Source organism: Pseudomonas sp. GM78 (assembly GCF_000282475.1).
Taxonomy (GTDB): Bacteria; Pseudomonadota; Gammaproteobacteria; order Pseudomonadales; family Pseudomonadaceae; genus Aquipseudomonas.
The window spans coordinates 15,002-28,422 of record NZ_AKJF01000008.1; the positions used below are offsets into that span (position 1 = coordinate 15,002).

A 13,421-nucleotide genomic window follows, 5' to 3' on the forward strand; every position below is an offset into this window, starting at 1 on the left:
ACTGGGGAATGGCACCCGCTAGCGGGGAATGTTCACACCCATTTTCAGGGAACTCGCCTGAATGTCAGGCTGACGCGGGTGCCCTCGCCCTCGCGGCTTTCCAGGGCCACCGCCCCGCCAAAGCGTTCCATGATGCGCTTGACCAGCACCAGACCGACACCGAGCCCGCCTTGCTTGGTGGTGAAAAACGGCCGGAAAGCCATGAGGCGCTGCTCCTCGTTCATGCCTTTGCCGGTATCGCTGACCACCACGCGAACACGCTGGGTATCGATGGGCGTCATCGTCATGGCCAAGGTACCGCCCTCGTCCATGGCCTCCAGCGCATTGGCCAGCAAACTGTTGAGGATCTGCGTCAGCTGCACCTGCTGGCTCAGCACCATCGGCGTCCCTATGGGTTCGAACAGCACATTGACCCGGCCCTTGACGATCTGTTGCTCGAACGCCATGAGGCTGTCGTGCAGCGCCGCCACCAGGTTGACCGGCTCGCCGTCGTCATTGAGCGGGCGCAAGGACTGCAGCAGCTCGCGCACCCACTTCGACATGCGATCGACCTGGCCGATGATGTCGTTGATGTTCTTGTGCGCCGGGCCACTGTCGAACTCCAGTGCCAGTTCGGCACTTGAGCGAATGGTGGCCAGGGGGTTGCGCAGGCTGTGGGCAACGGCCGACGACATCTCGCCCAGGGCCACGAAGGTTTCGTTGGTGATCAGTTGCTTCTGTTGCGCCGCCAGCAGGATCGCCGCCCGCCGCACGATCCAGTACAGCCCCAGGTAAATCAGGCCCCCGCCCAGGGCCGTGGCCAACCATATCAGCACCAGGCCACGTTCAATCCGGCTGATCAGGTCCTTGGGTTCCTTGTAGATCTCGACCATCGCCGTGACGTTCTTGCCTTCGGCATCGAACAGCGGGATGTAGTTTTCGATGAAAATGTATTCCGGCGGCGTGACGAATTTCTGTTCCATGCGCGCCTTGTCGACATCGTGATAACTGGCCGACACGGGCCTCTTCGAGGCGAAGGCCTGGTCCAGGTCTTCGTCGGCGTGAATCGTGGTCCCCATCAGGGCCGGGTTGGTCGACCAGATGATCATGCGGTCGGGGGCATAGATGTTGGCCAGGATCACATCCGGCAAGTGTTCGATATGGTCGAGGAATTCACCCCGGGCGTTGGCGCGGGCCAGTGGGTCGACGTCGGGAAAGTCCAGGTCCTTGCGCGGGTCGAGCAACTCGCCCATGGTCCGCACATTGGGAATCGATACGTGGCGCACCTCAGCCGAGGCGATCGCCTGGATGAATTGCGACGTCAACAGGGCATCGCGTTCCACGCTTTCGGTAATCACGAACTTGGTCGACACCGAGCCCAATGCCACCGCCACGGTGCCGATCACCGCCATGCTGATGAGCGAAAACCAGCGCAGCAGATTGAACGGCTGTTTGCGCGAGCTCAAGCGAATTTCGCCCTGGTCGGACGCCAGTGTCTTTGCAAGCGTTGTCATTGAAATTGTTCCCGCGAAACCCCTATAGGTTTATAGCGCACTGCTGGAGGTTTGCCCGACCTTGGGGCCATTCCTCCACCACTTCCCTCCACACCTCCCCCATCACCCCCTCTGCCCCGATCTACCCCCAATGCTGGGGAAAGAGGCCCGCCTCGTCATTTGCCGTTCTACCTTCGAGCTCGTCGCAAACGCCTGCGTACCGGGCCTCGCAGCGACATTTTCGACGGTTGGCATGGGAGTTGCCGAAGACCTCCCAACTGACCCACATCCAAGGGGCAGGTACTCTGATAGAGGGAATACTCATGCACCCTTTACTGTCCAAAACCGCGATCGCACTGGCTGTGACCGCTCTGGCCCAAGGCGTAGCCCAGGCCGCGCTGTTTGCTGTAGATCCCGGCCCCTACCTGCCAGCCACGGGTGGCTTCGCTTCCTGGTATCAGGACAGCCACGGTCGAACCCTCGACCTGTGCTTGACAAAAGCTGTCAGTTCCAGGGTTCCAAGCGCTCCGGGCGCCCCCTCCTACATGTGCCTATTGAATCCGGCTCCCGGGGTATTCGACGACACGCAGCCGATCCTTTTTCCGACCAATTTCCCCGATGAAACATTCTGGTTCACCGGCGACGGCTCAATCGTCGACGCGGCACGGGGCATCGACCTGACCTATGTCAGCGCTGTCGAAGCCGCCTTCGCCGCGGAAGATGTGCACGACGGCGACCAGGTCAGTTTTGGCCGTATCCGTATTCGGGTCGACGTGCCCACCGCCGGCGTCTACACCATCACCCACCCCTACGGCGTCGATATATTCGACGTTCCCGCCGGTGGGCGCCGCGCGATCAACATGACCCGGGACATCGGCATCGGCTCGCCGAAAACCTATGACGGCGCGCTCAAGAGTGACATCGGCCCCTTCCTGCGCAGTCTCAACGGCCCCTACACCGAGACCAACCCGGCCACCGGTCAAGCCGAGCAATTCGTTGGTGATCCAAACCTGGAAGAGGCCTTCACCGGTAGCCCGTTCAACACCAACTACATCCGTATCGAAGGGCCTAACGGACTGGACTTGCGCACGACGGTGATGGCCATTTCCGGCAAGTTGTCGACGGTGGTACGCCCCACGCCGATCATTGCCGAACGCAGCACTTACTCGCGCAAGGCCGGCGACAGCGCCCCGGTAGCCCAGCAGGACGTGTTCGTGATGGCCCCGCCACCTCCGGCCACCGTGACACTGGACAGCAACAACCCGGTGCTGAACCTGACTGAGGCCAACACCACCGGCCACTGGTATGCCCAATCAGCCACCAACCCGACGTTGCCGATCAACTTGCAGGTGACTGCCGACAACCACCTGGCCATCCCCACCAGCACGCCGACCACCGTGCCTACGAAACTGACCGACCTGGTGGTGATTTCCCGTGCCGAATACCGCATCAACGGGGGCCTGCTCACCGTCGTGGCCTCGACCAGCGATGAAACCTCCCCCCCCGTACTCACCGTCACATCCGGCACCGGTGCCACCATCGGCGATCTGCTCGGTGATGGTGCGGAAAAAATCCTGTCGACCGGCATCACGCCGATTCCACCGGCCAAGGTCACCGTGACGTCATCCAATGGCGGCACCGACACCGAAGAAGTGGTCATCGTGCAATGAACGCTCTCATGCCCAGATCCGCATCAGGAGGCATCATGAACAAGTGGCCACGCTTCGCGCTCAACGCGCTCGGGCTGACTCTCTCCCTGTCCGGCAGTGCGTTCGCGCAACTCGCTGCCGTCGACCCCGGCCCCTACACCTTTGCCACAGGGAAATTCCCCATGTGGTATCAAGACAACAATCTGCTGAAGCTGGAACTGTGCCAGTCACGGGCGACAAGTACGCGGGCACCGGGTGCGCCTGGCGCGCCCGCCTACATGTGCATCCTGAATCCGGAACCCGGGGTTTACGACGACACCCAGCCGATGGTGTTCCCGGATAACTGGCCACCGGAAGCGTTCTGGTTCCTTGCCGAGACCAGCATCAACGATGTCGGCGGCTATGGCGTGGATGCCTACGTGGCCGGGATCGAAGCGGCATTCGCGGCGGAAAATCCTGTCGACGGCGATCAGGCAAGCTTCGCGCGGATTCGCCTGCGGGTAAACGTGCCTGTCGCCGGGACCTACATCATCACCCACCCGTACGGCACGGAAACGGTCAACGTCACCACGCCGGGCCGTCGGGCGATCAACATCACCCGCGACATCGGCATCGGCGCACCGGGCAACTTCTCGGGCGCTCTAAACGGTCAGGTTGGGCCCTTCCTGCAAAGTGTCAACGGTCCCTACCCCGAAATGAACCCGGACACCGGGACCATCGATAAATTCGTCGGCGACCCGAACCTTTCCGAAGCCGTCACCGGCAGCCCGTTCAACACCAACTTCCTGCGCGTCCAGGGTCCGCCCGGGACCATCGAGACCAATCTGTTTACCGTTTCCGGCAAGATACTCGACAGCCGTGCGCCAACCCCCGTGGAAATCGGCCGCGCCACGTACCGCCGCACTTCATCGGGTCCGGGCACCAGCAGCACTCGAGTAGAAGTCTTTGGCAAATCGGTCAACGGTTCGAACGTGTGCTTCCGCGAAACCGTGGCACTGGTTCCCGGATCGCCACCGACGCCTTGCCTGGTCAACATGCTCGGCGACAACAGCGGCCAGTTCTTCGCCAGCCGCCTGACGGGAGCCACCGTTCCTCCGGTGGTAGTGGTCACCGCGACCGATCCGACTGACACAAAAAAACCAACGGCCGTGTCGAGCAAAGTCACCGACGTGGTGAAAGTCCAGACCGCACGCTACAGCTGGAGCAACCACAGCCTGCTGATCGAAGCCACCTCGTCTGACGAAGTGGTGGTGCCAGACATGGTCGCCCAGGGCTACGGACGGTTGACCAAGTCCGGCACCCTGCAACGCCTGACCGTCGCCGACCTGGCCCAGCCACCGGCAACCGTGACGATCAAATCGGCCTCGGGCGGTAGCGATACCGAGCCAGTCGTGGTTGTCGGCACAGCGCCAGACACCGGCGAGAACAAGGCGCCGATTGCCGTCGCCGACAGCGGCAGCACCAGCTTCGGGATCCCGATCACCCTCAACGTGCTGACCAACGACAGCGACCCGGACGGCAACACACCGCTGAGCATCACCGAGCTGACCCAACCGGCCACCGGCCAGGGCACCGTGACGTTGAGCGGAACCACGGCCGTCGTCTATACGCCGCCAGCCGTGGTCACCGTTCCGCTGACCACGACCTTCACCTACAAGGCGCAAGACATCAAAGGCCTGGCCTCGACCGCTGCGGCGACCGTGACCATCACCGTGGCGCCCAACCAGCCTCCGGTGGCCGTCGCCGACGGTATCGCGACCCTGGGTGTGTCGATACCGATCAACGTGCTGGCCAACGACACCGATCCGGAAGGCAACGTACCGCTGGCGATCAACAGCTTCAGCCAACCACCGACCGGTCGCGGCACCGTCACCAGTAACGGCACGGTCCTGACCTACAACCCACCGGCCACCGTCACCTCGGCCTTCACCACGACCTTCAACTACTTCGCCCGGGACGCTTTCGGTGCCGTGTCGACGGCGCCAGCCACGGTCACGGTGCAAGTCTCGCCACGGCCTGCTGCGGAAACCTTCGCGGTGACAGCGGCCACGGTGACGGCCCGTTCCAACAACCGCTTCAACTGGGACTTCACAGGGACTTCATCGGTGACCACCGGCAACACCATCACCGTCCAGGTGACCACGCCAACCGGCCTGGTGACGCTGGGTAGCACCACGGTGCCGTTGACCGGACGCTGGAGGCTGACCGTGAGCAACAGCACCACGGTGATTCCGTCGGCGAACCCGACAGCCACCATCACCTCGTCCCAAGGCACCGTGCGCACGGTGCAGGTCATCGCGAACTGAGCCTTTGCCCCATCGGCCAGGCTGGCTGATGGGGCAACCCTCTCACCAAAGGACAACGCCATGAAAACGTCGACCGCCGCCCTGCTCTGCCTGCTTCTGCTCTGCAGCAGTGCGGGCGTGCGCGCCGACGACTTGATGGAAAACGACGACCTGGCGCCCGGCGCCGATCTCGGCGAACTGCCACCCCCGGTGGGCCAGCAAGCCCTGATCGACCAGAACGGCCAGGCCAACGTCGCGCTGTTGCAACAGAACGGCCAGTCGCTGCTCGGCCAGATCGTGCAGTCGGGTAGCAATCAGGAAGCCTACATCCTGCAACAAGGCAGCGACCTGATGGCCTTGATCAACCAGCAAGGTTCCGGCAACGCCGCGTCCATCACCCAAACCGGCAGCCACAACCGCGCGCAGATATCCCAAAACGGCAACAACAACGACGCCAGCATTGTCCAGGCCGGCACGGGGCAGCAAAGCGCTGTGACCCAAGCAGGAAATGGAATGAGCGTATCGGTCACTCAATATCGCTAAAGCACTGCACCACTTGGAGGTTTCATCATGTTTAAACTGACGCCCCTCACCGCCGCCATCCTGGTCATAGTCAGTGCTCAAGCATTGGCCGAGGACAGCGTGTCGACCCAAAACCAGTTCGGTGACACCAACATCGCCGATGTGAAACAGACGGCGGCCCCCCTGAGCACGGCCACCCAGAACCAGTCGGGTACGGGCAACGACGCGGCCGCGGTGCAAGACAACGTCACCAGCACCATCGAGCAGAACCAGTCCGGCAACTACAACGCCGGCTACGCCGAACAACTGTTCGAAAGCAACAGCACCATCATCCAGAACCAGAGCGGTGACAACAACGTCAGCCATGCCAGCCAGTCGATCGGGGTCGGCGGCGGCGAGGTACTGCAACAACAGGAAGGCAACGGTAACTTCTCGTTCATCTACCAGGACAGCCAGGAAAACACCTCCGGCAAAACCTACCAGTACGGCGACAGCAACGAAGCCAACATCGAACAGATCCAGGTGGGCACGGCCAACAACGCGGTGATCATCCAGTACGGCACCGCCAACTACGCCACCGCCGAACAGATCAACCACATGAACGGCCAGATCGACATCAACCAGTCCGGTGGCACCAACTATGCCTACGGTGACCAACGCTACGGCGATGGCGGCAACCTGACCATCAACCAGTACGGCGATGGCAACGGCAGCGAAGTCTGGCAGGACACCCAGGTCGCCAGCAGAACCACCATCGACCAGAACGGCCAGACCAACGAAACCATCGTCGACCAGAGCTACGGCGACCACAACGTTGCCCAGGTGTTTCAGGTCGGCGACCTCAACGCCATCTATGCCGACCAGTTCGAGTCCATGGGCTCGACCGTGACGCTCAATCAACAGGGCATCGGCAACATCCACTTCACCTACCAGACCGGCACCGACCATGTGCTCAACGCCACGTCCTCGGGCAACGACAACAAGGTCTACGCCAGCAACTGGAAAGGCCCGGCCACGCAAATGGGCGGCCAGTTCGGCAGCAACCAGCGCGCCACCGTCAACCAGAACGGCGACGGCAACGTCGCCAACTTCACCCAGAAAGACACCGGCCATATCATGACCACCAACCAGACCGGCTACGGCAACAAAACCACGGTCAGCCAGAGCGAAACCTACAACGAGCTGTACTTCGACCAGAACGGCACCGACAACATCCTGATCGCCGACCAGCGCGGCACCAACAACCTGGCCCAGGGCAGCAGCACCGGCACCCACAACACCACCGACATCAACCAGGATGGCACCGGCAACCAGGCGTACACCACACAGGTGTATGGCGAAGACAACATGATCACCATCAAGCAGACCGACACCATGAACGTCGCCTATGTCACCCAGGGGGGTACTGGCAACATCGCCAGCGTCGACCAGAGTGGCATGACCCAGATGGCGAACGTGCAGCAGTTTGGTACGGCTAACAGTGCGACTGTGTTGCAGAAGTAGGCGTAGGGCGTGAAAAAACCGCGGCTCTTGGGGAGAGGGTCGCGGTTTTTTATGGCTGTAACACAAGCCGGCCGATTCTGGCGTAGTTGTAGGCAACGGCGCAAGGCAATGTAGTCTCGGATTCTTCCTTCAGATGTTGCCTGAATCGTGGCAGCCGCGAAAGATTGGTGCGGCCGTCAGGCTTAGGATTGACCGTAATACGCTCTAGAATCTGGAATCATTGAACTGTTCTCACCGAACATATCGGTAAGGTCCTTGTAATCTGACGATTCACGAATTTGCTTTGCGGCCCTTTGGGGAATTATGCCCGGCTCATTGCCAGAGAAAATTTTATGAGGATCAACGCCATGAGCAAACAAAATCGAATCTCGATAGCGTTTTTTTGTATAAATGGCTTCGCCAAATAACGCATCAAATCTTCTCACTAGCTTACCCGGCAATTCTTCGGCTTCAACAAGGGCATTCAATTGATTCCCCGTGAACTGCCTCCCACTTTGTTCAAACAGGGAAGGCACAACTTTCCCGGAGAACTGATCAGGAAAATTTTTCAGTGCGTTGTCCATCGGCGCGCTGTGCCAGCTTCTTGGCTTTTCCCCAGGAAGAGGTTGCGCCATGTATTCCTCGACCATCCTGAAAAATTCATAGTCGTTCTTCATATTAGGAAATCGATTGGGAGTCGGTGTAGCTATGGATTTAAATATCGTTGGATTTTTTATTGCACCATTGGTTACTGAGCCGCTTTTTTGTGCTTGAAACGCAAGTTCCAACAATATGCTGTGCCCGCTTCTGTCGCCCCAGCCGATGGGATCACCCAAGCAATACGCATACGCATTCAATCCTCCCGTACCAAATGGACTCCAACTGTCTGGACTGTTAAACCGCATCAATATCGGGTTAAACGCCCGGTAGCCATTACCCAACAAATAATGTCCAGTCACCGGGTCTGGTCGTTCGCCGTTGAAGCCCAGCAAGCTGAGCAGTCCATTTTCAGGATGGCGATGACCATAGGGTGAATAGGCGATGGCATGTCGGGGCTGATTGGCCTTGAGTGTCTGGAGTATCGAGCGTTGTAGATCGGTGGCGAGCAAGGTGGTGTCGAGCACATCGTCCTGGCGCTGTTGTTGTGCCAACAGCAGGTCGTCGTGCTGGACAATGGTGTGGTGCAGTGCCCCTTGAATTTCGGTGGCCAGGCGACTTTTGCAGTAAAAGCGTTGAAGCGGGGACGCTTGGGATTGGCTGTGGCTGATCAAACGATCAAGAGGATCGTAGCGATAGAGGCAGAGCAGGTTTTGCTGAGGGAAGGTCATTGGGTGCTCCGAGCTTTCAAGGTCCGAGCGCTTGAGTATCTGTGATGACGCCGAGGTTGTGACCTAGCAGAACTGATAGTTGCCCTTTCAACTAAATCAGATCGCCAGCGTCGACCAGAGTGGCATGACCCAGACGGCCGACGTGCAGCAGTTTGGTATGGTGTGAAAAACCGTAGCCCTTGAAGGAAGGTCGCGGCTTTTTTATGCCTGTACGCAAAGCCACTGTAGGAGCTGCCGCAGGCTGCGATCTTTTGATCTTCCTGACACGCGACGAAAGATCAAAAGATCGCAGCCTGCGGCAGCTCCTACGGTAGATCCTTGCGGGAGTTAGCCTGCTCGCGAAGAACGATAACGCGCTCAGCCCTACGGATCGAGGTTATCCAACGCTCGGTTTACCGCCAGGTCGGCGAGCATGATTACCTGCTGGATGCCCAGCAACATGCTGCGCTGGGGGCCTTCCACGAACGTTGCGAAATCGGTGGCCATGATGCTGGCTGATGCCAGGGATTCGCAGGCGTGGGCCAGCAGGTCTTCGGTGCTGATGTCTGGGGCGATGAGGAACATTGAGCTGGGGTTGTGGGGGGTGGAGAATTTCAGGATGGCGGGTTTGAGGTCGAGACTGGCGGCAGTGTTTGCAGGTTCTGATTCAGGGGGATTGGGTGATGGCTTGATCATGGTAAAGCTCCTTGATTGATGGAGCTGCCACGATTCGCTGCGAAACGATGAGGGTGGCAACTGTACGCAGGTTCGCAGACCGGGAATCAAGGAACCCGGCAGACTCGAAAGCCTCCCGCGCACAGCCGCCATAACGCAATTCAGTAGCCGAATAAAAGCGCCAACTGAAAGGAAACGGTGGCGCTGAGCGCCTTGATTAATCCGGGCTGCGAAACCCGATCGCTGAATTGGCAGCGATCGGGTGACAATAGAGCCAAGGGAGCAAGGCGCACAAGCCGGCGGATTCTGGCGTAGTTGTAGGCAACGGCGCAAGGCAATGTAGCCTCGGATTGTTCCTACAGATGTTGCCTGGATCGTGTACAGCCGTGGGAGATTGGGTGGCTGACAAACCGCCTTCGCGGGCAAGCCTCGCTCCTACAAAAAAAGCGCGCCCATACCGTGATTTTGTGGGCGACATACCTCTGTAGGAGCCTGCGGGCGGCGATCCGACTTGCCGGCGAACCAGGCGCTGTGGTGTATCTGTTGCACCGCGTTATCGTTCTTCGCCGGCAAGTCGGATCGCCGCACCGCTGGCTCCTACGGGGGAGATGCGTGCGGCTTCCGATCAGGTCGGCTCGTAGGCCGCCTCGCTTTAGATTTAATCTTGCTCTGGCTTTTGATTTTCTTGCCCCGTCGAGAGGCCGAGTGGAGGTTCTGCCGAGCGCGGGCCCTGTAGGAGCGAGCATGCTCGCGAAAAACCTGAGAGCACCACGGGGTATCAGGTTCCCCGCGTCATCGTTAACCTCCATCGCGAGCAGGCTCGCTCCTACAGTGGATCGGGTACATCCGCGAGCGACTGGTCGGCTATAAGGCCGCCATCGCTGGCAGGCCAGCTCCCACAGTTTGGATCGGGTACATCTGCAGGGGCCTAGTCGGCTGTAAGGCCGCCTTCGCCGGCAAGCCTGGCTCCTACAGTATGGACCGGGTACATCTGCAGGAGACTGGTCGGCTATAAGGCCGCCTTCGCTGGCAAGCCAGCTCCTACAGTTTGGATCGGGTACATCTGCAGGAGCTGGGTCGGCTGTAAGGCCGTTTTCGCTGGCAAGCCAGCTCCTACAACAGTTTGGTCCGGGTACATCTGCAGGAGCCTGGTCGGCTGTCAGGCCCCCGGGGCTCACTCATCCGCGCCCTCACCCTCCGGCACCACCCTGTTCTGCGTCAGGTACCGATCCAGCGTTTCATTCTGCGCAGGCTGGGAATTATCCCCCGCCACCTGCCACAAATGCCGCTCGATCCCCTGCGCCAGCATATGCCCCACCGCCGCCTCGATCGCCGACAACACACACAACTGCGCCGGTTCGTTGGTGGTGTAGCCCACCTCGGCTTCGAGCAGCTTCTTGAACTCGATGAACTTGAACACCCCGGCACTGCGGGCCACGGAGTAGATGGTCTTGCTGGTCATGACGTTGGACAGCACCTGCCCGCTGCGCACGTCCACCGCCCGCAGGTTCACCGTGACCTGGTCGACGCGATACTCCCGGGCAATGTCTATGCCGAGGTAACGCGCCCCCTCGCCGCCGCTGCGCACGTTGGTGTCGTAGGCGATGATCCCGCCTTCGAGCATCATGTTTGCCGCTTGCAACGGTGGCAGCTCGGCCTGGATGTTCACCGGAGTGTTCGGTTTTTTCTGCGAGGCACGGATGATCTTGCGCTCGGTCAACAGGTTCTGCAGCCCTTCACGTTCCAGCACCACGAACCAGCCGCTGGCCTGCAAGGCGTCCATCAGCATGCTCGCCGCGCCCTGGGTGACGCTGGTGGAAAACGAGCTGGCCGGGGTCGGCTTGTATTGCCCGGTCTGGTCGCGGAAGCCGTAGACCACCGCCATCAACCGGCCCTTGGGTCGTGGCATGTTGATCAAGTCGTAGTAAGTCGAGGCCCTTGGGGTCAGGGTCGGGGTTTTGGAGTCCTGCTCGGCCGGCATCGGCTCGCGCAGACTGCACCCTTGTAATGCCGCCAACATCAGCCCTAGCGCAATTATTTTTTTCATGTCCTTAACTCCCCATTGTCCCGATTCCCCTCAAGGGGCCAGGCCATTCACCTGGATTTCCGAAACTTCACCCGTGGCCCGGTCGGTCACGTTGATCGTCAGCGCACCGGAGTCGTCGACCACGTCGACGATGAAAGCGTCCGTGGACAGGCTCCCCGTGTTGCCGGTGGAGATGTTGTCCAGCAGTTGCCCCAGCAAGCGCGATTGCAACTGGGCGCTGAAGCGCTCCAGGGCCGAGGTCCCGGCCACCGAGGTCCGATCCTTCAAGTCGGGATCGTCGTAGTCGTTCTGCGCCTGGGCGTTGTTGAGCAACCAGGTGCCGTTCAACGGGTTACCGCCAAACGATGGGTTGATGGGCGTGTAGACCAGTTCCGTGCCCTGGACCAGGGCGCAAACGCCCAGGCCGAGCATGCATCCACCGGCGCGCTGTAAAAACGTTTTCGCTTTCATAGTTCGTCCCTCTCAAGGTCCGTGGTGTCCTGTAGCAAGGCTTCCAGCTTGCGCTGGACAATCTGTCCGCGTACCCAGTCGGCGGCGGCATAGGCCTCGTCCTTGAGCTCCACGGTGTTTGGCGGCAGGAAGCGCCGGTAAACCAGGCGTTGTTGAAATTCCACGGTCACCAGGCTGCCCCAGCGAGCCGAAGGTCGTTCGCGTACCACCAGGTTGAAATCCATCGGGCTGGTGGCGCGCAGGCGTTCACTGAACGAGTAGTAAAATTCGTGGCCGATGTGCGAGATCGTGTCGTCGACGATGAAGCCGAGCATTTCGTCCTCTTCAGCGGCCCAGGTCACAGCCGTGCTCAACAGCAGGACCAACACCAGGCAAAAGCGCTTCATGGCTGCAATGCCTCCGGCGCTGTGGACTGGCCTTTGGCCGGGCCCGAGGTGCCATCGAGGAAGGCTTTCTCGGCCACGAACTGCCAGTCCTTGTAATTGGCCATGCCGTTGAAGTCCGACCACTGGCTGGGGAAGTCCGCCTGTTTGAGCGGCAGGTCCGTGGACGAGCTGCTGATGCCGGTGATGCGTCCGTCGAAGCCGCGCATCAGGAACCATTCACCGCCGCCGATCGGGTCCGGGTACAGCTGGCGGATATGATGCTTGGCATTGGGGAAGCGCTCGTCTTGCAACAGGTCGGCGAGTTCCTTGGGGTACTGGGCCAGGCCTGGCGAACTGCGGTAATAGCTGCGCAGTGCCTGGGCGTACTGGGTGCCGACCCACAGCAATTGGCGTTCGCGGTCGCGGCGCGAGGCGGTGGACCACAACTCACCGGCACTGGCCAGGCCCATGCCCATCACCATGATCAGGAACAGCACACCCAGGTAGGTGAAGCCGTCCTGTGCCCCAGGCTTACCACTCGGAATACAGGCTGCCATCACGCGCCCTCCCTGTGGCACCACTCTTGATATCGGCGACACCGCCGGCCACGCCGTCAGGCGGTGCGACCATGACCCAGGCGTCCTTGCGTTCGGCAATCGGGTCCATCGGCGGATTGCGCAGGTAACGCTGTTCAACCAGCTGCTCGATGGAGTCGGGATAGCGCCCGGTGTCACCGTAGTAGTGATCCAGTGCTTCGCGCATCGCCGACAGGCTCTGGCGCAGGGTGGTCTCCTTGGAGGCCTCCAGGCTGTTGAAATAGCGAGGCAAGGCGATGGTCATCAGGGTGGCGATGATTGCCATGACCACCATCAGTTCCAATAGGGTAAAACCCTTTTCCCGACGCATATGTTCACCACTCCCGGTAGGCGATGCCGTTGAGACCCTTGCCCCGGACCTTGGAGTAGACGTCAAAGACGTCCTGGCCTTCGCGCGGGTTTTGAGCCGTACTGTCGTAGGAGCGCAGGCCCCAGCCACCTTCGTCGTCGCGCTTGACCGGCGCCAGCGGGTCATGGGGTACGCGGCGCAGGAAATAGAACTTGGCACCCTTGGCGCTGCGCACATCACGCACCCCTTCCACCAGCACCTGCAGGTTCGGCGGGTAGCCGC

General features: G+C 60.5%; 12 protein-coding genes and 1 pseudogene. 4 read left to right on the top strand and 9 right to left on the bottom strand.

The window, feature by feature from the left end; genetic code table 11:
* Positions 1-44: 44 nt before the first annotated feature.
* Positions 45-1,493, bottom strand: a complete 1,449-nt coding sequence (locus PMI35_RS31115; protein WP_008054585.1) for a sensor histidine kinase — start codon at positions 1,491-1,493, stop codon at positions 45-47.
* 302 nt (positions 1,494-1,795) lie between these two features.
* On the opposite strand from PMI35_RS31115, the gene PMI35_RS31110 reads away from it, so the two are divergent.
* Genes PMI35_RS31110 through PMI35_RS31095 form a run of 4 tightly spaced genes read left to right on the top strand, consistent with a single transcriptional unit; the run spans position 1,796 to position 7,431 of the window.
* Positions 1,796-3,142, top strand: a complete 1,347-nt coding sequence (locus PMI35_RS31110; RefSeq protein WP_008054586.1) for a hypothetical protein — start codon at positions 1,796-1,798, stop codon at positions 3,140-3,142.
* Positions 3,143-3,177: 35 nt separating this feature from the next.
* On the top strand, positions 3,178-5,427 hold the full coding sequence (locus tag PMI35_RS31105) for an Ig-like domain-containing protein (protein WP_008054587.1): 2,250 nt from the start codon (positions 3,178-3,180) through the stop codon (positions 5,425-5,427).
* Between the two features lie 60 nt (positions 5,428-5,487).
* Complete coding sequence (locus PMI35_RS31100) at positions 5,488-5,949, top strand: curlin (RefSeq protein ID WP_008054588.1); 462 nt, start codon at positions 5,488-5,490, stop codon at positions 5,947-5,949.
* A 27-nt stretch (positions 5,950-5,976) separates the two neighbouring features.
* A complete protein-coding gene (locus PMI35_RS31095; protein ID WP_008054589.1) occupies positions 5,977-7,431 on the top strand; it encodes a curlin in 1,455 nt (484 codons plus the stop codon).
* Between the two features lie 182 nt (positions 7,432-7,613).
* Here PMI35_RS31095 and PMI35_RS33220 read toward each other — a convergent pair whose 3' ends face one another.
* From PMI35_RS33220 to PMI35_RS31060, 8 genes and pseudogenes are all read right to left on the bottom strand, one after another.
* Positions 7,614-8,738 (bottom strand): RHS repeat-associated core domain-containing protein, encoded by a 1,125-nt coding sequence (locus PMI35_RS33220; RefSeq protein ID WP_008054591.1) that lies wholly within the window; start codon positions 8,736-8,738, stop codon positions 7,614-7,616.
* Positions 8,739-9,101: 363 nt separating this feature from the next.
* Positions 9,102-9,413: a DUF6124 family protein gene (locus PMI35_RS31090; protein ID WP_008054592.1), complete on the bottom strand. Its 312-nt coding sequence runs from the start codon at positions 9,411-9,413 to the stop codon at positions 9,102-9,104.
* A gap of 1,153 nt (positions 9,414-10,566) precedes the next feature.
* A complete protein-coding gene (locus PMI35_RS31085; protein ID WP_008054594.1) occupies positions 10,567-11,439 on the bottom strand; it encodes a CsgG/HfaB family protein in 873 nt (290 codons plus the stop codon).
* A 30-nt stretch (positions 11,440-11,469) separates the two neighbouring features.
* A complete protein-coding gene (locus tag PMI35_RS31080; protein WP_008054595.1) occupies positions 11,470-11,889 on the bottom strand; it encodes a curli assembly protein CsgF in 420 nt (139 codons plus the stop codon).
* Complete coding sequence (gene csgE, locus PMI35_RS31075) at positions 11,886-12,275, bottom strand: curli production assembly/transport protein CsgE (RefSeq protein WP_008054596.1); 390 nt, start codon at positions 12,273-12,275, stop codon at positions 11,886-11,888. Before csgE ends, PMI35_RS31080 begins: the two co-directional genes overlap by 4 nt.
* Entirely contained in the window at positions 12,272-12,811 is a 540-nt protein-coding gene (locus PMI35_RS31070) for a type II secretion system protein (protein WP_008054597.1), read from the bottom strand. The genes csgE and PMI35_RS31070 overlap by 4 nt, the downstream gene beginning before the upstream one ends.
* The gene (locus PMI35_RS31065) at positions 12,786-13,160 is read right to left on the bottom strand and encodes a type II secretion system protein (protein WP_008054599.1); all 375 of its coding nucleotides are present in this window, start codon (positions 13,158-13,160) and stop codon (positions 12,786-12,788) included. Before PMI35_RS31065 ends, PMI35_RS31070 begins: the two co-directional genes overlap by 26 nt.
* Positions 13,161-13,164: 4 nt before the next feature.
* Positions 13,165-13,421 (bottom strand): annotated as a pseudogene (locus PMI35_RS31060) (hypothetical protein); the annotation flags it as partial.